This window comes from Streptomyces sp. NPDC031365 (genome assembly GCF_055569765.1).
Genome location: NZ_JBVIIM010000007.1, coordinates 58,843 through 79,375, shown reverse-complemented (window position 1 = coordinate 79,375; position 20,533 = coordinate 58,843). Strand labels below are relative to the sequence as shown.

The window sequence follows — 20,533 nt, the reverse complement described above, 5'->3', positions numbered from 1 at the left end:
AGTGACCAGCCAGGTCAGTAGCGAGGCCGGTGAGGCCCTGGTCGGGGAGCAGCGCAGTGCCCCGGCGAGGCCGAACCACGGCACCGAGAAGGAAGTGCGCCGGCTCGACCGGGTGATCATCCGTTTTGCGGGTGATTCCGGTGACGGCATGCAGCTGACGGGTGATCGTTTCACTGCGGAGACGGCGTCCTTCGGGAACGACCTGTCGACGCTGCCGAACTTTCCGGCCGAGATCCGGGCGCCCGCCGGGACTCTGCCGGGTGTCTCGTCCTTCCAGTTGCATTTCGCCGACCACGACATCCTGACTCCGGGTGACGCTCCGAACGTGCTGGTCGCGATGAACCCCGCCGCGTTGAAGGCGAACATCGCGGATGTGCCGCGCGGCGCGGAGATCATCGTCAACACCGATGAGTTCGCCAAGCGGGCGATGGCCAAGGCCGGCTATGCGACCTCGCCCCTGGAGGACGGTTCGCTGGGCGGCTACCGGGTGCATCCGGTGCCGCTGACGACGCTGACCGTGGAGGCCCTGAAGGAGTTCGGCCTGTCCCGGAAGGAGGCCGAGCGGAGCAAGAACATGTTCGCGCTCGGGCTGCTGTCCTGGATGTATCACCGGCCGACCGAGGGCACCGAGACGTTCCTGCGGCAGAAGTTCGCGAAGAAGCCGCAGATCGCCGAGGCCAACGTCGCCGCCTTCCGGGCCGGCTGGAACTTCGGCGAGACCACCGAGGACTTCGCCGTCTCCTACGAGGTCGCCCCCGCGACCCGGGCCTTCCCCACCGGCACCTACCGCAACATCTCGGGGAACCTGGCCCTCTCCTACGGCCTGATCGCCGCCTCCCGCCAGGCGGACCTGCCCCTCTACCTCGGCTCGTACCCCATCACCCCGGCCTCGGACATCCTGCACGAGCTCAGCAGGCACAAGAACTTCGGTGTGCGCACGTTCCAGGCCGAGGACGAGATCGCCGGTATCGGCGCCGCCCTGGGGGCCGCCTTCGGCGGCGCGCTCGGCGTGACGACCACCTCCGGCCCCGGCGTCGCACTCACGTCGGAGACGATCGGCCTCGCGGTCTCCCTGGAACTGCCGCTGCTGATCGTCGACATCCAGCGCGGCGGCCCCTCCACCGGCCTGCCCACCAAGACCGAGCAGGCCGACCTCCTCCAGGCCATGTACGGCCGCAACGGCGAGGCACCCGTCCCCGTCGTCGCCCCCAGGACACCCGCCGACTGCTTCGACGCGGCCATCGAGGCGGCCCGGATCGCCCTCACCTACCGCACCCCCGTCTTCCTGCTCTCCGACGGCTACCTCGCCAACGGCTCCGAACCCTGGCGCATCCCGGACGTCGACGAACTCCCCGACCTACGGACACAGTTCGCCACCGGACCCAACCACGAACTCGCCGACGGCACCGAAGTCTTCTGGCCCTACAAACGCGACCCGCAGACCCTCGCCCGACCCTGGGCCGTACCCGGCACCCCCGGCCTCGAACACCGCATCGGCGGCATCGAGAAGCAGGACGGCACCGGAAACATCTCCTACGACCCCGCCAACCACGAGTTCATGGTCCGCACCCGCCAGGCCAAGATCGACGGCATCGACGTCCCCGACATCGACGTCGACGACCCCGACGGCGCACAGACCCTGGTCCTCGGCTGGGGCTCCACCTACGGCCCCATCACAGCCGCCGTCCGCCGCATCCGCCGCGACAACGGCCACATCGCCCAGGCCCACCTGCGCCACCTCAACCCCTTCCCCAAGAACCTCGGCGACCTCCTCAAACGGTACGAGAAGGTCATCGTCCCCGAGATGAACCTCGGCCAGCTCACCACCCTCATCCGGGCCGAATACCTCATCGACGCCCGCAGCCACCCCCAGGTCGACGGCATGCCCTTCAAGGCCGAACAGCTCGCCGCCGTCCTCAAGGAGGCCACCGATGCCTGAGCCCCTCCTCCGCCTGGTCCCCAAGGCCGAGGCCCAGCAGTCCATGAAGGACTTCAAATCCAACCAGGAAGTGCGCTGGTGCCCCGGCTGCGGCGACTACGCCGTCCTCGCCGCCGTCCAGGGCTTCATGCCGCAGTTGGGTCTGGCGAAGGAGAACATCGTCTTCGTCTCCGGCATCGGCTGCTCCTCCCGCTTCCCGTACTACATGAACACCTACGGGATGCACTCCATCCACGGCCGCGCCCCCGCCATCGCCACCGGCCTCGCCACCTCCCGCCGCGACCTGAGCGTGTGGGTGGTGACGGGTGACGGCGACGCACTGTCCATCGGCGGCAACCACCTCATCCACGCCCTGCGCCGCAACGTCAACCTCAAGATCCTGCTGTTCAACAACCGGATCTACGGCCTCACCAAGGGCCAGTACAGCCCCACCTCCGAGATCGGCAAGATCACCAAGTCGACCCCGATGGGCTCTCTGGACTCCCCCTTCAACCCCGTGTCGCTCGCCCTCGGCGCGGAGGCATCCTTCGTGGCCCGCACGGTCGACTCCGACCGCAAACACCTCACCGAGGTCCTGCGGCAGGCCGCCGACCACAACGGCACGGCTCTCGTCGAGATCTACCAGAACTGCAACATCTTCAACGACGGCGCCTTCGAAGCCCTCAAGGACAGGGACCAGGCCAAGGAAGCCGTCATCCGCCTCGAACACGGCCGACCGATCCGCTTCGGCGCCGAGAACGACAAGGGCGTCGTCCGCGACCCCGCCACCGGCGACCTCCAGGTCGTCACCGTCACCCCGGACAACGAATCCCGGATCCTGACCCACGACGCCCACGCCACCACCCCCACCGCCGCCTTCGCCCTCTCCCGCCTCGCCGACCCCGACACCCTCCACCAGACCCCCATCGGCGTCTTCCGATCCGTGGACCGCCCCGTCTACGACACCCTCATGGCGGACCAACTGGAGACCGCGATCGAGCGAGACGGCAAGGGCGACCTCACCGCACTGCTGGCCGGCGCCGACAGCTGGACCGTTGCTTCGAAAGGGGCCGCCTCATGAGCTACGTCGTCGCCCAGCCCTGCGTGGACGTGAAGGACAAGTCCTGCGTGGAGGAGTGCCCCGTGGACTGCATCTACGAAGGCACCGGCATGCTCTGCACACAGCCCGACGAATGCGTCGACTGCGGTGCCTGCGAACCGGTCTGTCCCGTGGAGGCGATCCTCTTCGAGGACGAACTGCCGCAGCAGTGGCAGCACTACCGGCAGGTGAACCAGGACGCCTTCACCGACGTCGGCTCGCCCGGCGGTGCCAGAGCTGTCGGCCTGCTGCCCGTCGAGCACCCGCCCGCACCGTGAGCGCAGGGGGACCGGACGGACCCGGCAGCGCGCCCGGAGGGAGATGACCGCACGGATCGAGGACGAGGCGCGGCGCCGGCTCGCGGCCAAGGGAGCGCAACAGCAGTCCGTCAGAGCCGTGGCCCGCGAGCTCGGCATGGCCTCCTCCACCGTCTACCGGTACTTCCCCAGCCGCGAACACCTGGTGACCGCCCTGACCGACGATGCCCACGACATCTTGGGGCGGTGCACGGAACGCGCCCTGGACTCCGCGTCGGGCGCGGCGGCGGTGGACCGGTGCAACGCGGTGTGCCGGACGGTCCGCACCTGGGCCCTGCTCCACCCCCACGCGGGCTTCGCGCGGCAGGCCGGCATCGGCGTGTGACGGCGGTGAGGGACCCGTCCCTCACCGCCCCGTTCCGGTCATCCGCCCCGGTGGCTCAGGACGGCGACGGCGAGATCGGCCATCAGGCCGACGCCGTCGGGGCCGATGCCGTCGACCGCCCCGTCCAGGAGTCCCAGGCAGCGCTCACGCCGACGGGTGATCGCCTGCCGGGTCGCGGTGAGCGCACCCGAGGCACGGACCCGGTGCGCCGCCTCGTCGGCCAGGGCGCTGCGGGACCCTTCGCACCGGGCGAGTTCGTCCAGCAGCTCACGCAGCAGCGGATCGCGGCGCAGCGCCCACAGGGTGGGGTAGGTGTAGACGCCGTTGGCGATGTCGTGCCCCACCGGCTTGCCCGAATCCGCATGGCTCTCCGTCAGGTCCAGCATGTCGTCCAGGAGCTGGAACCCCACGCCGAGATGGTGGCCGAAGCGGCCGAGGGCCTGGGTCGTCGTGACGTCGAGCCCGGCGGCGAGCGCGCCGGTGCGGCACGCCGCATCGATCAGGGCACCGGTCTTCCCGCCGATCGCCCTGAAGTACGACGCTTCACCGCGGCCGGCGGCGAAGACCGTCGACACTTCCTCGGCCTGGCCCTCGCACAACCGCACCAAGGTGTGACCGAGGAGGATTCCGGCCTCGGCACCGAGACCGGCCGCGGCGGCGTGCGCGTGGCCGATGAGGAAGTCGCCGGCCAGCAGGGCGCGACTGTTGCCGGCCCGCGCGCTGATCGTCGCTACCCCGTGCCGGGTCATCGCCTCGTCCATGATGTCGTCGTGGACGAGACTCGCCAGATGCAGCAGTTCCACGGCGCGGGCACCGCCGACGGCGCGGCTGCGGGTGCGCGCCGACGGCGTGCGCCCCGCGTACGCAGTGGCCAGCACCAGCAGCGGGCGCAGCCGTTTGCCGCCCGAGAAGACACCGGCCATGGCCGGCGCAATGACGAGCGGGTCGGCGCGTACGACGCTGTCGATGCCGTCCAGGCAGGCCCGCATGTCCGCGTGCACGGTGGCGGCTCGCGGATGCCCGGCCAGCACGCCGTACGCCGCGGTGGGCCGCATCCCCTCGACGGGCGGGCGGACCGGAGGGTCCACCAGGCCGGCCGGCGCCGGCGCCCGCGTCATGACGTCACCGTCCGGGGCCGGACCGGTGTGCTGCCGTGAGCGGCCGCGCCGCGGGCGATACGCCGTTCGGCTTCGAGCACGACGTTCTCGGCGCCGAGCGAAGCGCGGGCCACGGGCCGTGCCGTCGTGCCGGGAACGGCCCGCAGCCGGAACCGGGACGCCACGGCGGCGACCACGAGGGACAGCTCGGTCAGGGCCACTTCGTCGCCGATGCACTTGCGGTTGCCTGCCCCGAAGGGCAGCAGCGCGGCGCGGGCGGCGGGGGAGGGGGAACGCCACCGGCCCGGGTCGAAGTGCGACGGACGGGGGAACACCTCCTGGTCGTGATGCAGTTGGTACGGGCTGAACAGCACCGTGGCGCCCTTGGGCACCGGATGGCCGAGCAGGTCGGTGTCCTGGGTGGCGATGCGGCTGAGGAGCCACGCCGGCGGGTAGAGCCGCAGCGCCTCGAGCACGATGTGCCGCGTGAACTCCAGGCGTGCCAGGTCCGCCGCGCCCACAGCGCGGGCCGGCCCGCCGCGCAGCACGTCGTCGGCCTCGGCCTGCAGGGCGCGCTCGGCTTCCGGGTTCTGCGACAGCAGCTGGAACACCCAGGTCAGCGCGGAGCCCGGCGGCTCGGTCGCCCCGATGAGCAGCGTCATGACCTGGTCGTGGATCTCGGCGTCGCTCAGGGACGTACCGTGCTCGTCCTGGGAGCTGACCAGGATCGACAGGACGTCACCGTGGTCCTGCCCGGCGCGCCGGTAGGAGCGGACGGTGTCGGCGATGACGCGGTGCATCGTGGCGCGGGCCCGGTCGAAGCGACGGTTCGCGGGCAGCGGCAGGCGGTGAACCCAGTCCGCCGGGACGAGCATGCGCCGGTAGACGCCCCGCATGACCCACGGCATGGACGCGACGACCTCGGCGATGGCCCGCTCGCCCAGCTGGGCACCGAACATGGTCCGTGCCGCGACCTCCAGGGCCAGCGTGTGCATCTCCCGGCCCATGTCCAGTGTCCGGCCGTGCTGCCACCGGTCCAGCGTCATGTCGATCTGCTCGGCCATGAGCCGGGTGTAGCCGGGCAGCCGTGACGTGCCGAACGCGGGCTGCATCAGCAGGCGCTGTCTGCGGTGCGTGGCGAAGTCCGAACTGACCAGACCGTCACCCACCAGCAGCCGGGCCTTCTCGAAGAGCGGGCCGCCCTTGTCGAACGTCCGCGGATCGTGGAGCACGGTGCGCACCGCGTCGACGCCCACCGCCAGATAGGCGCGGTGGCGTCCCAGGCGCAGCATCACGAGGTCGCCGTGCCCGGACAGCTCACGCAGGAACGGCAGCGGGCGCCGCCACAACTGCAGGGCATGGCCGGCGACCGGCAGCCCGTGCGGGGCCTCCGCCGGCGTCGGACGGACACCGTTCATGAACGCCCTCCCTGGTAGGGGCATTCGCCCGGGACGGCCGCCGGGGCGCTGGTGTGCCGCGCGGCGCGGCGGCGCAACACCATCGGCATCGGGCCGGGGCCGAGCGTCGCCTCGGGCAGCGACACGCGCTTGGCGCCCGGGATCATCCGCAGCGACCAGCCCGAAAGGATCGTCGCGATGACGATCATGGCCTCGTTGAGCGCGAACCTGTCACCGATGCACTTGCGGTTGCCCATGATGAAGGGCTGCATCGCCGCCTCGGTGACGTCGTCGACCCGCTCCGCAAGCCACCGGTCGGGGTCGAACGTCTCGGGCCGCGCGAACAGTTCCGGATTGTGGTGCAGCAGATAGGGGGAGAGCAGCACGATGGTGCCCTGGGCCAGGCGATGGCCGCCCAGCTCGGTGTCGCACGTGGTCGCCCGGGTCAGCAGCCACACCGGCGGACGGATCCGCAGCGTCTCGTGCAACACCCGGTCGAGATACGGCAGGCGGGAGAGGTCCTCGAAGGTCGGCGGCCGGCCGGCCAGCACCTCGTCGAGCTCCGCGCGCAGCCGCCGCTCGACCTCGGGATGCCCGGTGATCAGGTGCAGGGCCGAGCAGATCGCGTTCGCCGTCGTCTCCATGCCGCCGGCCAGCAGCGTCATGACCTGTTTGTGGATCTCCGTCTCGGACATGTTCTGCCCGGAGTCCTCGTCGACCGCGCCGATCAGGATCGACATCAGGTCGCCGTGGTCGACGCCCGCGCCGCGGTACTGCTCGATCGTCTCGTCGACGACCTGCGCCATCCGCTCGTGAGCGAGCGCGAACGTGCGGTTCTCACGGGTGGGCAGCTTCTCCAGCAGCGATGTCGGCGCGACCATCCGCTTGTAGACGCCGCGGTTGATGATCGGCATGCACTCCTGCACCTCGGCCGCGGCACGGCCGCTGACCGGGTTGGTGAACATCGTGCGGGAGGCGATGCGCAGCGTCACCGTGTGCATCTCATGGCGCATGTCGCGTTCCTGGCCGTCGGCCCAGCCCCCGAGCAGCTCCGCGATCTCCTGCCGCATCACCGCCACGTACCCGGGCATCCGCGACCTGTGGAAACCCGGCTGCATCATCCGGCGCTGTCTCCGGTGCGGCTCCCAGGTCGCCGCGAACAGTCCGCTGCCGACGAGCTGCTCGGCCTTGTCGAACAGCGGCCCGCCCTTGTCGAAGATCCGCGGTTCGAGCAGCACCCGCTTGATCAGATCGGGGTGGCAGACCATCACGGCCGGGCGGCGCCCCAGCCGGACCTCCACCAGGTCCCCATGCCGGGGCAGCCCGGTCAGGAACTCCAGCGGCCGGCGGGCCAGCGGCACGGCGTGACCGAGCAGGGGCAGCGCGCCGGGTGCGACGGCGTAGGACATCGTGCGGGGCAGTGGCGGGACGGTGGTCACGGCGCTCCTCAAATCAGGGGACGGGTGGGGCGGGCGCACGGCGGGACATCAGGTGCGTCGCGGAAGCGGGCCACCGGCGCGGTGAGGCTGATCCAGCCGGAGACCGAGCCGTCCCACACCGCGCCGTCGCCGAAGTAGCGCGGCGTCAGGTACTCGAACTCCTGGCTCCCGCCGATCAGATGGTCGAGGCCCGACAGGTAGGCGCGGACGTCCTCGCGCTGCCCGTGGGGGCCGGACAGCACCCCGTCCCGTGCCGCGATGTAGGCGCGTTCGTGGTGCTCCACGAGGGCGCACAGCCGGTCGACCGCTTCCTGCAGGGCGAGCCCTTCGACCTCGCACAGCACGCGGACGGTCGTCATGGTGTCCTGCTGGGCGTACTCCTTGCGCCACGACAGCAGGTCGTTGACCAGGATCAGCTGCCTCATGCCGTGGTGGTGGACCTCGTCGAAGACCCCCTCGGCGGCGGGCCGGCTCATGTCGACCTCGGCCGCGTACTCGGTGAGCAGTTCCAGGAACGCGCACCCGAAGCTGTCCACCCGCACCCGCATGCACGCCTCGAAGTCCGGTACCGCACCGGCGAGCTTGCTGCGGATCTCCTGCGCGCACCCGCGCAGGAACGCCTCCAGGGAGGCGACCAGCCGCTCGACCTGGCGTGCGCTCATCCCGGCCGCGATACGCCTCCACAGGTCCTGAGCGGCCTCGCCGTACAGGCTCGCGGTGCCGCGCCCGCCCCCGCCGTCGCGCAGGTCGGCGACGACGGCGGCGAAGGTCTCCGCGGCTGCCGCGTGGTCGGCGCCCAGCGCCGCCTCGTCGGAGACGAAGCTGTCGATCACCGTGACGAACTGGTACCAGTCGGCGATGTTCTGAGCCCTCGCCGTCCGGGCGTACGGCACGGTGAGGGGGCCGTAGAGCCCGTTGCGCTGCCGCAGGAAGAGCAGCAGCGACTCCTCGGAGTCGAAGCAGGGCTCCAGCATGCGGCGCACCCAGCCGTTCGAGGAGATCTCGATCCGGGCGGCGTCCGGGTGGTAGCCGGCGGGCAGCAGCCGCGGCAGCGGCGGCAGGAAGAACTCCTGCGGCCCGTCGCCGGGCAGGAGGGGGCGGGTGAGGTCGCGGTCGGTGATCACCTTGGGTCTCCAGGTGGTCGTTAGGTGGAAGCGTTGCTGACCCCCACAGTGGGACCGCCCGCTAAAGAGTCACTTTGGGCGCAGGTCGGTGCGTGAGCCCAAGGCCGGGATAAGGTCCGGTTTAGCAGCGGGGTGGAGAGTCTCAGACGACGTATGCACGTACCCGGGGGGAGGTCTTCGCGCGATGAGCCATCAGAGCGTCCGTCTTCTCTCCGTGGGAACGGCCCTCCCCGGCACCCCCGTGGACAACGCCATGCTGGCGAGCACGTTCCACTGGGACAGGGCCTGCGAGGAGCGCATCGGCCCGGCCACAAGGATCAGCGCCCGGCATCTCGGTTTCGACATCGAGACGGGACCGCAGAACTGCTCCCACGCCGACCTGGAGCCGGAAGCCGGAGGTAAGGCCCTGCGGGCCGCCCGGCTCAGACCCCACGACATCGACCTCGTCGTCCTGGGGACCTCGGCCCCCGGTGAGCTCTCCCCGTCGGCCGTCGATCTGGTCGCCGCCCGGCTCGGCATCCACCACGTCGTCACCGCACTGCAGATCCGCTCCGGCCGCGCCGGCGCCGTCAAGGGCCCTCGGCGTCGCCCGCCGGCTGCTGAGCTGCGGACGCCACCGCACCGCCCTGGTGATCGGCGCCGAAGTCACACCGAGCCCCTACGAGCCCGGTGTCCGGGCCGATGCCCACGGCCCGTCCCGGCTCCTCGACATCCTCGTCCCCGGCGACGGCGCCGGGGCCACGATCCTGACGACCGACCCGGTCCGCCACGAACCCGCCGCCGACGGCGCCCTGTTGAGCTACGCGGGCTCCCACCACGCGTCCGAGCGGATCGTAGAATGGCACGGAGTGGGCGGGCTCGACGGTCCCCGGCCGCAGGAGCCGGCGGAGCGGGGTGCGCCCCCCACCCACTGCGAGGCCGCCGACGACAGCGCCGCGGACCTGGCCGCGGAGACATGGGGGAGCTTCTGCAGACGCTGCAACGGGACCAGGGCGACCAAGAATTCCCCCTTCCGCCCCAGGTCTCGCACCGCACGGCGGGGCGGGTGACCACGCTTCTCGCCGTGCCGGACACGCAGCAGATCACCTGCGTAAGGGAGATCGGGAACACCGGGAACGCCGCCTTGTTCTTCCAGCTCCAGCAGCTCCTTCCGACCCGGTTTGATCAGCTCGTGAACCCTCAAGATCGCCGACAGAATCACTCACGGAGGGGCCGATGACCCAGGCGTCAGATCCCGCGCTCACCGCCGGCGGTGCTTCCCTGTGGCCCGCCACCAACAACACGCTGATCGGGCGCGAGGTGGAACTGGCCAAGCTCGTGGGCCTGCTGTACGCGCCGGGGCGGCGCATCCTCACGCTGACCGGTCCGCCCGGCGTCGGCAAGAGCAGGCTCGCACGGGCCGCCGCGACACGGCGGCAGTTCGCCCACGGCACCTTCGTCGTCGACCTGGGCCATACCGCCGACCCGGCCGAGGCCTGGCGGCGCATCGCCCTCGGCCTGGGCGCGAGCGCACCCCCCTCGGGCCCGTCCGGCCGCGACCTCGCCGCCGCCCGGATCGGCGAGCGGGAACTGTTGCTCCTGCTGGACAACTGCGACCTGGTCGCCGCCCCGATCTGCCTGGACCTCGCCCGGCTCTTCGAACGCAGTCCGGGCCTGCACATCCTGGTGTCCAGCCGGGTGTCCCTCAACATCTCCAACGAGCAGCTGTTCCCCGTACGGCCCCTGCCCGTCTCTCCCGAGGGCGGGCCGCGCGTGCTCGCCAACCCCGACGCGCCGGCGGTACGCCTCTTCGTCGAGCGCGCCCGGGCCCAGCGGCCCAACTACGCGCTGCTGGACGAGGACATCGACGTCATCGCCGCCATCTGCCGAGCCGTGGACGGCCTCCCGCTGGCCATCGAACTGAGCGCCGCGGTCGTCGGCATGGTCGGACCACGGGCACTGCTGCAGCGGGTACGCCAGGGCGACTGGGCATCCAGCAGCCGGCTGCTCGACGTCCCGCCACGGCATCGCACCGTCTCGGAGTCCATCAGCTGGGGGGACCGCCTGCTGCCCCCGGACACCCGCCGCTTCCTCCAGCAGCTCGCCGTGTGCGAAGGCCGGTTCGACGTCTCCACTGCCCAGCACGTGACCGACCTCGAATGGTCCCAGGTGATACGGAACCTGGAGGCACTGGTCCACATGAGCCTGCTGCAGCGGTTCGAGCGGGCCGACGGCGACGTCGGGTTCTGCATGCTCAACACCATCAGGAGCTACTACCTGCGCCACGCGCCCCTGGACGACCAGGAGCTGAGGCTGACCCGGGACCGGCACGCACACCACTTCGCCGAGGTCGCGGCCGGCGCCGAGGAGGAACTGAACGGCCCGCACCAGGCGAAGTGGCTGACCACCATCGGAGACCAGCTCCACTGCCACCGGGCGGCGATCAGCCACCTCCAGACCGCCGGCGACCACGCCACGGCGGCCGGGATGCTCCTGGCACTCGAAGAGGCCTGGGCCGCCCACAACCTCCTGCCCGCCATGACACGCACGCTCCTTCAGTCCGTAGGGGAACTGGAGTGCGACGACGCCCCCGGCGCGCCGCAGCTGCGGCCACTGCTGGCCCGGTCATTCGAGGCCGTCGGCGCCTGGTCGCTGCGCACCGGCGCCACCGACACCGCCGAGCACGCCTTGAAACGGGCCGAGGACCTCTACCGGGCCGGCCTCGACCGGGCAGGCGCGGCACGGATCGCGGGCCGGCTGAGCGAACTCCTGCGCAGGCGGGGCGATGCCGGCCCCGCCGCGGACCTCGCCTCTTTCGCGGTCGCGGAACTCGCCCTGCACGGACAGCCCCGCGACATCGCCACCGCACGGCACCACCAGGCCCTCGCCGAGGCCGCCCTCGACAAGCCGGACGCCGAGGCCGACCTCCGCAGAGCCATCCACGACCTGAGCCGGCATGCGGGACCCCGCGCCCACTCCGCCGCACTCGTCGACCTGGCCCGCCTGCACCTGGAGCGTCAGCAGCCCGCACCGGCCTACGCCGCCATCCGCGAGGCCATGCAGCTGCTGCGCGGCGCCAGCGCACCACAGCAGACCACCGACGCACTGGAGACCGCCGCACGCATCCTGCCCCTGGTCCGCGAAGGACAGCAGAACCGGGCGGCACGCCTGCTCCTGATCACCCGCTCGACCCGGAAAGAGCTCGGACTGCCGGACCCCGACGACGGCGGCCCGCTGGAAGAACTGAGGTCCGCCCTGCAGAACGACCTCGGCGCCAGCACCGTCACCGAACTGGAGCGCCAGATCCAGGGCACGTCACTGCTGTCGGCGCTCAACGACGCCCTGTCCGCTCCCCCCGAGGCCGAACCGACACCGGCCCCGCGCGCCGGCACCACCCCCCTCAGCGGCCTCACCCCACGGCAGGTCCAGATAGCCGAGAAGGTCGCCGAGGGCCTGACCAATCGCCAGATAGCACGCGAGCTGGAACTCTCCGAGTGGACCGTCATCAACCACCTCCGGCAGGTGATGAGGAAACTCGACTGCCCCTCACGCGTGCACGTCGCACGTCTTGTGCAACAGGCCGCCGAGTAAGCACCCGAAGGGAAACGCGCACCATGGCCGAACGTTCCGCAAGCAGCCTGGAACCCACGTTCCTGCGACAGGGCGAGACCGTCGTGACCGCTCTGTACCAGATAGCCTCGGCCCTGCCCGGCCGGTCGGTCCTCATGACCCGCGGCTTCGGCAGAGCCCTGACCATGCAGATCACCTTCGGCCAACTCCTGGAGCACGTCGAACGGTTCGCCGTCGCCCTGTCCCGGTGCGGACTCAGGCGCGGCGACGCGGTCGCCCTGCAGGTACCGGACTGCTGGGGGAGCGCCGTCATGATGATCGCCTGCCTGCGGCTGAACGCCGTCGTTGTCCTCGTACCCCCCTCCTTCGACGAACGAGAACTCGAACAGGCCCTGAAGGAGACGGAGGCCAGCATGTGCGTGGTGTTCGACACCTACCTCGGCCACCGGCACGCGGAAGGGCTGCTCGCCGTCTCGGAACACCTGCCGGAACTGCGCCACCGGGTGGTGGTGGGCGACGCCTCGACCACCGGAGCCCTCGACTTCGACGAGGTCTGCCGCATCGCCCCCGACGTATGGCGCTCGGAAGCCGACCTGATCGGCCCCCTGCCGCATGACGGCGACGACACCTGCCTGATCATCCCCTCGGCCGGCGGGACGGCCCCCACCCGCTACCGGCACTCGGATCTCGGCGCCGCTGCCCTGGCATCACTGCGCCACCCCACCGGCCAGGGGGAACCGCCGGACCCCTGCAGCCTCGGCGAGACCATCGGAACCTCGTACTCGCTCACGAGCCGGGCGGGGCTCATGCCCGCGGTCTGGCTGCCCATCCTCACCGGGGGCACCGGCGTCTACAGCGACCACTGGGACCCGGCCGTCTGCCTGGACCTGTTCCAAGAAGCAGCGGTGAGCCGCATCATCTGCCCCGCGGAGCACTGGGCCGAGATGGTCGAGCAGCAGCGGCAGCACCCGCGCCGGCTCGCCGAACTGCGCGACGCGGTGACCCGTACCGCCGACGTGCCCGCCTCACTGGCCGACAGCGTGCTCAGCACGTTCGGCGTGGAACTGCGCACGGCACCGGAGTGAGACCGAGCGGGCCGTCACCGGTTCAGACGGCCCGCTCCGCGGCCTCTTTCAACCGGGTCAGCTGCTCCGAGAGCGTCGCATGGAGCTTGCGCTCGCTGAAGATCAAACGCAGGAATGGGGACGCCATCGACTCCTCGGTGCGGGCCAGGACCCGGCCGTCGGGGAGCTCCTGAAGAAGGTTGCGGTGGATCCCCTTGATGCCCATGCTGACTCCGGTCCAGGTGAGCTCGCTCAGCGGATCGATGACAGCGAACTGCGACCGCATCCGGGCCCGGTGACTGACCCATGTGAACCGGGCGTCGACCCGCACATCGGAGGCCAGAGTGACCTCGGTGATCGCCGGGTTCCACGACGCCCATCTGTCGACACCGCTCAACAGTTCCCACACCTTCTCGACGGGTGCGTCGATGTGGGTCTCCACGGCACCACGCACGGGTGAATCCGTGTCGATGGTGTATTTCTTCGCGAAATCCTCGTGGAGCCTTTCCAGAGAAGGGCCATTGTAGAAACGGTGCGTCATGTACTCAAATCCGTTGCTTCAGAGCCGTGTTCCGGTTCCTGAGGATGCCCGGCACCCTCGTCCGCTGACGACAGTGCCGCACCCTGTGCCGGGGGCGCAAGCGCGGCAGCCCTGGACGCACTGGTGTTCAGCCAATGGCCGTCTTCTCCAGCGCCAGCCCTCCTTTCAGCCACTTGCTCGACTCCACGGCCGCGCACAGTGCCCGCTCACCGTCACGCAATTGAGGCAGAAGACAACCGAATTGAAGGAAGGGCAGCGCATTTCCGTTGTTGCCGGTCGCGGCGACGCAGCTCACCTCACGCGCCGGCAGGGCGATGCGGTCGACGATGAGTTCCGTCATCCGGCCCGAGAGCTGCGGAGGGAGCACGTACTCGACCCGGTCGAGGTCCCATGCGAGGTCGTCGGCCAGCTCGCACAGGATCTCCTCCGCCAGGCGGGGGACGTTCTCCTCGATGGCCTTGTAGTCCTCCTGTGCCGCGGGCCGCTCGTCATGGCGGTCCGCAAGCCCGAACCACTCGATGACCTGGCCGGGTGACTGGCCCAGACCGACGAAACGGTTGAGGACACGGCGTATCGCGGTGCGATGGCCCCGGGGCTCCCGGGACACCACCGTCGCGCCGGCCCCGTCACCGAACAGCATGTAATTGACCAGTTCGCGCGGCGGAACACGCGCGAAGTCCCGGTCCAGCAGCAGATGCTTGTTGCACACGTCCGCGCCGATGACCAGACCGGTGGCGCAGGAACCGTCCGCCTCGGGATCACGCAGAATGCGGCACGCCAGGTCGAGCGCCTGGATCGCGCCGACGCAGCCCGACTGCAGCTGGTACGTGGGCACATGACCGATGCCCAGCCGGTCCGCCACCAGATTGACCGTCGCCGGCATCAGATGGTCCGGCGTGGCGGTGCTGAGCACGACGAACCCGACCTCGCCCGGGTCGATCCCCGCATCGGCGATCGCCGCCTCTGCGGCTTCGTGACACAGGTCGACCAGGGCATGGGTCGCAGCCCCGGTCTTCAGGTCGGTGGCGAAGTGGCGGGTCCTCGTTCCCGTGAAGTCGTCGATCCAGGAGGCACTGGCGCCGATCAGCCCGGCCAGAGTCCCGTTGTCGACGGGGGCACCGGGCAGCGCGGAGCCCGCGCCGACGAGATGTGCGACCGGTGATGCCGCACCGAACGCCATCAGGAGGCCCTCCCGGCGCGCGCCCAGTCGGCACGCGCCTGCTGGGCGATCGGATCGCCGTGCGACCCCGAACGAATGACACGACGGTCGTCCAGATCGATGTCCGCGCCGGCCCGCCGCACCGTCCGCGCCGCCTTGTAGCGCACGAGCATGGGCAGATAGAGCGCGGCCACCAGCCGGCCGGGATAGACCAGACGCCGCTTGCCCTTCTCGATGGCGCGCACCGCCGCCACCGCCAGGGCCTGCGACGTACCGACAGGCAGGTTGCGCAGAATGTGCCCGGCGCCCGGCGCCCGGGCGGACTCGGAGAGGAACTGGGTGTCGACCGGCCCTGGCAGCAGCTCCATCACGTCGATGCCGGTGCTCCCCAGCTCCAGACGCAGGGTCTCGGTGACGGCAGCCATCGCGGACTTCGACGAGGCGTAATACCCCAGCCCCGGCCAGGTACGCAACTGCATCAGCGACGAGACGTTGATGACCAGCCCCGTGCCCCGCTCCCGCATGTGCGGCACGATGCCGCGCACCAGGGCCAGCGGGCTCCAGAAGTTCGTCTCGTACACCTCGCGGGCCTCGTCGCGGTCGCCCACGTTCCACTGGAAGCCGAAGCAGCCCACCCCGGCGTTGTTGATCAGAATGTCCACCCGGCCCAGCTCCGCCAGGGCCCGCCGGGCGAGCTGCTCGGCGTTGCCGCGCAGGGACAGGTCGGTCACCAGGATCACCGGGCGGCGACCGCCCGCCGCGGTGATCTCATCGGCGAGCTCGTGCAGCGCGGTCTCGGTGCGGGCCGCCACCGCCAGGTGCGCCCCCTTGGCGGCGAGCTCCTTGGCCAGAGCCCGGCCGATGCCGCTGGACGCGCCGGTGATCAGAACGCGCTGGCCGGAAATGTTCCGTTGCATGATGCTGCCTCACAGAGCCGAGGGGATACGGGATCGTTTCTGCCGCGCCATCAGTGCGATGACAGCGTGTAGTAGACGCGCCGCCAGATACGGCGCTTGAGCCAGTCGGTGGAATTGATCAGGGTGTAGAGACCCTGCCGTGCGCGCACCGCGGGGACGCTGGAGACCGAGAAGGCACGCTCCTGGGCCAGCTGCACCTTGCGGGCGCGTTCCACATGCGGACCGCGCAGCCGCTGGAAGCGGAGCGTGGCGGCGTCGAGCCGGCCGCTGCGCACCGGGGCGTCCAGGACGGGCGCGACGAGCCGGGCCAGGGTGACGGCGTCGATGACGGCGTGGTTGACGCCCTGCCCGAGCACGGGGGACAGGGTGTGGGCGGCGTCGCCCATCAGGACGAGACCGGGGCGGGACCACTGCGGCACGGACGTGGTGAAGATGTCGAGCAGCATCATGCTGCTCCAGTCGGTGATGTGCTCCTCGGCGGCCGGAGCCAGCTCAGGGACGAGTGAGGCGAGGCGCGAACGCAGCGCGCCGACGCCGAGCCTGCGGAACTCCTTCAGACCGCCCTTGGGGATGTTGAGCCCCACCCTCACCAGGCCGGGGTGGGTGGGCAGGCACAGCGCGTGCTGGTTCCCGTCGATGCGGACACGCACCGTGCCCCGGTCCCACGCGTCGGGGAAGGGCAGCGTGCACCACAACACGTCGCGGTCGAGCGGGGTCTTCGTGTGGGCGAGCCCGCTGAGCCGCAGCATCCGGCTGAACCGGCCGTCCGCGCCCACCGTGAGAGCCGCCCGGATCTCGGTGCCCTCCTGGTCCCCCCCGCCGTCCCTCCCGCCGCTGCACCGCACCCCCACCACCCGGCCGTCCTCCTCGATCAGGGCCGTGGCGCTGCTGCCGCGCAGCAGGGTGAAGTGGGGGTGCCGGGCGGCGGCGTCGGCCAGGACATCGAGGAGGATCTGCTGCGGGAGCTCGATCGGCAGATAGCCCGTGGGGGTCAGCTTCTCGAAGTCGACCTCCAGGACCCGCCTGCGCCCGTCGGAGATCTCGAAGCGCCGGGTCTCCTCGAAGTCGAGGCGTGTCCTGATCTCCTGGAGCAGCCCGCGCCGGTCCAGCAGGCGCACCGAATCGGGGGAGACCGATTCGCCGCGGAAGTGCCGGGTGAACTTCGTGCTCTGCTCGACCACCACCACACGGCAGCCGCGCAGGGCCAGTTCGAGGCCGAGCATCATGCCGCCGGGACCCCCGCCGACGACGCACACCTGGGTGTTCAGACGTGTCGTCATCCGCGGTAACCACCGTACTGTCCCACCAGCTGCTCCTCCGGATGCCCGGTGACCAGGGCGGTCAGGTCGCGCACACGGAGGGCGGCGGCGGGCACCGAGGTCATGTCGAGCTCCGCCAACTGCGGGAAGCGCTCCTGGAGCAGCCGCGCCAGCATCAGCATGGTCACGGAGTCGTATCCGAGATCGTCGTAGAGCATCGTGTCGGGACTGATCTCGGCCTCGTCGTAGCCGCCCACCTGCGCGACCGCGGCGACGACCGCCGCGCGCACCAGCTCCTCGCCGGCACCGCCGTCGGTGTCGGCGTGCGGCGACGCGGCGGTCCGTGCCTTCTCCGGCACAAAGGCGCGGGCCGGTGCCGCGGGCTGCGCGGGGACGACGCTGGTACCGAAGCGCCGCAGCGGAGAGAAGGAGTACGGCGCCAGCCGGTGCCAGCCGGCCGCCTCCGGGGTCCGCAACGCCTCCCCGTCGAGGTCGAGGCCCGCCCGGTACAGAGCCGCCACCACATCCAGCAGATCACCGGCAGTGGCCTTCTCGCCCGGGCACACGGCGAGCCGGCGCAGACCCTCCGGCGGCTGCAGCGCGGAGACGAGGGACTTGAGCACCGAGCGCGGCCCGATCTCCACCAGATGGGTCGGTTCGAGGGCGAATGCCGCCCGGGCCGCATCGGCGAAGAGCACCGGCGCCGTGATGTGCCGCGTCCAGTAGGCGGCATCCAGAGCGGTGTCCCCCAGCGGGCGGCCGAGCACCGTCGACAGCAGGGGAAGGCGGGGCGCCGTGCACGACACCGACGCGGCCGCGGCGGCGAACTCCTCGACGACCGGGGCCATCAGCGGCGAGTGGAAGGCGTGCGAGACGTGCAGCGGGCGGGAACGGACACGGCGCGTCGTCAGCGCCACACCGAGCCGGGCCAGCGCCGCCTCGGCCCCCGACACCACCACGTTGCGCGGCCCGTTGACCGCGGCCACACCCAGCTCCGGCTCCTGCTCGATCAGGTCCCGGACCTCTTCGAGGGGAGCGAGCACCGCGAGCATCCCGCCGCCGGCCGGCAGCCGCTGCATCAGCGCGCCGCGCAGGCTCACCAGCCGGGCCGCGTCAGCCAGGGGCAGCGCGCCGGTCAGGCACGCCGCGGCGAACTCGCCGACGCTGTGGCCCAGGACGAACGCCGGCTCCACACCGTACGACATCAGGGCGCGGCCGAGCGCGTACTCCACCGCGAAGAGCGCCGCCTGCGCGTACGCGGTCTCCTGCACGCGAGGGTCCTCCTCGAGCAGCATCCTCACGACGGACCGGCCCAGGTGCGGGCCGATGGCCTCGTCGGCCTCCGCCAGGAAACGCCGGTACACGGCGGACTGCCGGTGGATGCCCGCGGTCATGCCCGCGTACTGCGAGCCCTGCCCGGTGAACAGGAGCCCGACCCGGGGCGTCGCGGCCCTGCCGGTGTGCCGGGCGAACAGCGTGTCCTCCTGCGCGGCGAGCCGGAGGAGGTCGGCCAGGCCGTCGCGGCTGTCGACCGTCGCCGAGAAGCGGTGCGCGAGGCCGGACTTCACCCGGTGGGACGCCTGGCAGACGGCGGGCAGGTCGGCCTCGCGCTGCTGGGCGACATGGGCGGCCTGCCGGGCGAGATTGCGGCGCAGGGACTCCGGGTCGGGGGCCGACAGGGTGAACAGCCGGGGTTCGCGCTCCCCGGCGCCGGACGCGGCACCGGTACGGGCCCGGCGGGGCGCGGGCGGGGGGCTGGAGAGCAGCAGATGGGCATTGGTGCCGCCCAGACCGAAGCTGCTGACGGAGCCGAACACATCGGCCGGCGGCAGCCGCAGCGGTGACTTGGCCAGACGCAGTCCTCGCTCGGCCACCCGCAGCGCCGGGTTCTCGTGCCGACTGTGCAGGCTGGCCGGCAGGACGCCGTGACGCAGCGCGAGCGCGGCCTTGAGGAGAGAGGCGGCACCGGCGGCGCCCTCGGTGTGCCCGAGATTGCCCTTCACCGAGCCGACGGCGCACGGCTGGTCCCGCGGCACGGCGTGCACATCGCCCAGGGCGGCCGTCTCGATCATGTCACCGAGGATGGTGCCCGTGCCGTGGGCCTCGACGAAGCGGACGTCACGGGGCCGCACACCCGCCTCGGCACAGGCCGCGGTGATCACCTCACGCTGCCCGGCCCGGTTCGGGGCGGCGAAGCCGTTGCTGCGCCCGCCGTGGTTCACGGCCCCGCCGCGGATCACGGCGTACACCTGGTCGCCCGCGGCCAGCGCGTCGTCGAGGCGGCGCAGCACCAGGACGGCCGCCCCCTCGCCGCGGCCGATGCCGTCGGCGCGGGAGCTGAAGGGTTTGCACCGGCCGTCCGGCGCCGACAGACCGGCCTGGGTGTAGAAGATCCCGAGCGCCGGAGTGAGGATCACGTTCACCCCGCAGACCAGGGCGTAGTCGCACTCGCCGCGCGCCAGCGCGGTGCGGGCCATGTCGGCGGCCACCAGGGAGGAGGAGCACGCGGTGTCGACGGAGACGCTCGGGCCGCGCAGATTGAACTGGTACGAGATCCGGTTGGCCGTCATACCGTGCCCGGTGCCCGATCCCAGATGCGGGGTGATGCTGCCGAAGTCGCCCATCCGCAGAGCCCATTCGTTGCCCATGGCGCCGACGAAGACCCCGGTCCTGCTGCCCTCCAGGGCGCGCGGATCGGTCCCGGAGTCCTCGACGGCCCGCCATACGCACTGCAGCAGTAGCCTGATCTGCGGATCCATGGCGGCGGCCTCGCGCGGCGTGATGCCGAAGAACTCGTTGTCGAACAGACCGATGTCCTCCAGATAGCCACCGGACCGCGTATTCATGGTGCCCGGGGCGACGTCCGGCCCGGGCGCGACGACCTGCTCCGTGTCCCAGCGGTCCGCCGGCACCGGACGTATCACGTCACCGCCCCGCAGCAGCAGTTCCCACAGCGCGTTCTTGTCCTCGACACCCGGAAAGGCGCATTCGATGCCGGTGATCGCCACGGGAGCGCGGGCGGTGCCGCAGACAGTGTCGCCGCTCATCGGACGGCGAGGGCGTCGTGGAGGTATGCGGCCATCGCCTCGACGGTGGGGTGGTCCCAGGCGAGGGTGGGTTCCACCGGGATGCCGAGCGCGTCCTCGATGTCGGTGCACACGCTCACCGCGTAGACGGAGTCGAGCCCCGCCTCGGCGAGCGGCCGGCGCGGATCGAGCAAGACGGCATCGACGTCCAGGTAGTCGGCGATCAACGAGGTGAGCCAGGTACTCAGTTCCGCCTTCGAACGGATCACTGCGGTGGTGGGGGCGGTGGTCATCAGGTTCTC

17 protein-coding genes are annotated in these 20,533 nt (G+C 71.2%); 7 read left to right on the top strand and 10 right to left on the bottom strand.

Going from position 1 to position 20,533, the window contains the following annotated elements; genetic code table 11:
* The first annotated feature begins 1 nt into the window (after position 1).
* The 4 genes from ACZ5C2_RS13385 to ACZ5C2_RS13370 are packed head-to-tail and all read left to right on the top strand — an operon-like array spanning position 2 to position 3,659.
* Positions 2-1,939: a 2-oxoacid:acceptor oxidoreductase subunit alpha gene (locus ACZ5C2_RS13385; protein WP_468789681.1), complete on the top strand. Its 1,938-nt coding sequence runs from the start codon at positions 2-4 to the stop codon at positions 1,937-1,939.
* Entirely contained in the window at positions 1,932-2,999 is a 1,068-nt protein-coding gene (locus ACZ5C2_RS13380; protein WP_468789679.1) for a 2-oxoacid:ferredoxin oxidoreductase subunit beta, read from the top strand. The genes ACZ5C2_RS13385 and ACZ5C2_RS13380 overlap by 8 nt, the downstream gene beginning before the upstream one ends.
* Positions 2,996-3,295, top strand: a complete 300-nt coding sequence (gene fdxA, locus ACZ5C2_RS13375; RefSeq protein ID WP_468789677.1) for a ferredoxin — start codon at positions 2,996-2,998, stop codon at positions 3,293-3,295. The genes ACZ5C2_RS13380 and fdxA overlap by 4 nt, the downstream gene beginning before the upstream one ends.
* 43 nt (positions 3,296-3,338) lie before the next feature.
* A complete protein-coding gene (locus ACZ5C2_RS13370; protein ID WP_468789675.1) occupies positions 3,339-3,659 on the top strand; it encodes a TetR/AcrR family transcriptional regulator in 321 nt (106 codons plus the stop codon).
* A gap of 38 nt (positions 3,660-3,697) precedes the next feature.
* On the opposite strand, the gene ACZ5C2_RS13365 is transcribed toward ACZ5C2_RS13370, so the two are convergent.
* Genes ACZ5C2_RS13365 through ACZ5C2_RS13350 form a run of 4 tightly spaced genes read right to left on the bottom strand, consistent with a single transcriptional unit; the run spans position 3,698 to position 8,716 of the window.
* Entirely contained in the window at positions 3,698-4,777 is a 1,080-nt protein-coding gene (locus ACZ5C2_RS13365; RefSeq protein ID WP_468789673.1) for a polyprenyl synthetase family protein, read from the bottom strand.
* The gene (locus tag ACZ5C2_RS13360; RefSeq protein WP_468789671.1) at positions 4,774-6,174 is read right to left on the bottom strand and encodes a cytochrome P450; all 1,401 of its coding nucleotides are present in this window, start codon (positions 6,172-6,174) and stop codon (positions 4,774-4,776) included. The genes ACZ5C2_RS13365 and ACZ5C2_RS13360 overlap by 4 nt, the downstream gene beginning before the upstream one ends.
* Positions 6,171-7,592 carry a cytochrome P450 gene (locus ACZ5C2_RS13355; RefSeq protein WP_468789669.1) on the bottom strand — a complete coding sequence of 474 codons (1,422 nt, stop codon included), beginning with the start codon at positions 7,590-7,592 and terminating at the stop codon, positions 6,171-6,173. The genes ACZ5C2_RS13360 and ACZ5C2_RS13355 overlap by 4 nt, the downstream gene beginning before the upstream one ends.
* Positions 7,593-7,600: 8 nt before the next feature.
* A complete protein-coding gene (locus ACZ5C2_RS13350; protein ID WP_468789664.1) occupies positions 7,601-8,716 on the bottom strand; it encodes a terpene synthase family protein in 1,116 nt (371 codons plus the stop codon).
* A gap of 470 nt (positions 8,717-9,186) precedes the next feature.
* Here ACZ5C2_RS13350 and ACZ5C2_RS13345 point away from each other — a divergent pair, with 470 nt between their 5' ends.
* From ACZ5C2_RS13345 to ACZ5C2_RS13335, 3 genes are all read left to right on the top strand, one after another.
* Positions 9,187-9,765, top strand: a complete 579-nt coding sequence (locus tag ACZ5C2_RS13345; protein ID WP_468789662.1) for a beta-ketoacyl-[acyl-carrier-protein] synthase family protein — start codon at positions 9,187-9,189, stop codon at positions 9,763-9,765.
* A 166-nt stretch (positions 9,766-9,931) separates the two neighbouring features.
* Positions 9,932-12,286: an ATP-binding protein gene (locus ACZ5C2_RS13340; protein ID WP_468789660.1), complete on the top strand. Its 2,355-nt coding sequence runs from the start codon at positions 9,932-9,934 to the stop codon at positions 12,284-12,286.
* Between the two features lie 23 nt (positions 12,287-12,309).
* The gene (locus tag ACZ5C2_RS13335; protein WP_468789658.1) at positions 12,310-13,350 is read left to right on the top strand and encodes an AMP-binding protein; all 1,041 of its coding nucleotides are present in this window, start codon (positions 12,310-12,312) and stop codon (positions 13,348-13,350) included.
* 22 nt (positions 13,351-13,372) lie between these two features.
* Here the strand turns inward: ACZ5C2_RS13335 and ACZ5C2_RS13330 are convergent, their stop codons facing one another.
* The 6 genes from ACZ5C2_RS13330 to ACZ5C2_RS13305 form a co-directional block, all read right to left on the bottom strand.
* Entirely contained in the window at positions 13,373-13,783 is a 411-nt protein-coding gene (locus ACZ5C2_RS13330; protein ID WP_468789656.1) for an SRPBCC family protein, read from the bottom strand.
* A gap of 214 nt (positions 13,784-13,997) precedes the next feature.
* Positions 13,998-15,050: a beta-ketoacyl-[acyl-carrier-protein] synthase family protein gene (locus ACZ5C2_RS13325; protein WP_468789654.1), complete on the bottom strand. Its 1,053-nt coding sequence runs from the start codon at positions 15,048-15,050 to the stop codon at positions 13,998-14,000.
* Entirely contained in the window at positions 15,050-15,946 is an 897-nt protein-coding gene (locus ACZ5C2_RS13320) for an SDR family NAD(P)-dependent oxidoreductase (RefSeq protein WP_468789651.1), read from the bottom strand. Before ACZ5C2_RS13320 ends, ACZ5C2_RS13325 begins: the two co-directional genes overlap by 1 nt.
* A gap of 50 nt (positions 15,947-15,996) precedes the next feature.
* On the bottom strand, positions 15,997-17,226 hold the full coding sequence (locus ACZ5C2_RS13315; RefSeq protein ID WP_468789649.1) for an FAD-dependent monooxygenase: 1,230 nt from the start codon (positions 17,224-17,226) through the stop codon (positions 15,997-15,999).
* Positions 17,223-20,252 carry a type I polyketide synthase gene (locus ACZ5C2_RS13310; RefSeq protein WP_468789647.1) on the bottom strand — a complete coding sequence of 1,010 codons (3,030 nt, stop codon included), beginning with the start codon at positions 20,250-20,252 and terminating at the stop codon, positions 17,223-17,225. Before ACZ5C2_RS13310 ends, ACZ5C2_RS13315 begins: the two co-directional genes overlap by 4 nt.
* Complete coding sequence (locus ACZ5C2_RS13305; protein ID WP_468789645.1) at positions 20,249-20,524, bottom strand: acyl carrier protein; 276 nt, start codon at positions 20,522-20,524, stop codon at positions 20,249-20,251. The genes ACZ5C2_RS13310 and ACZ5C2_RS13305 overlap by 4 nt, the downstream gene beginning before the upstream one ends.
* Between the last annotated feature and the right edge of the window lie 9 nt (positions 20,525-20,533).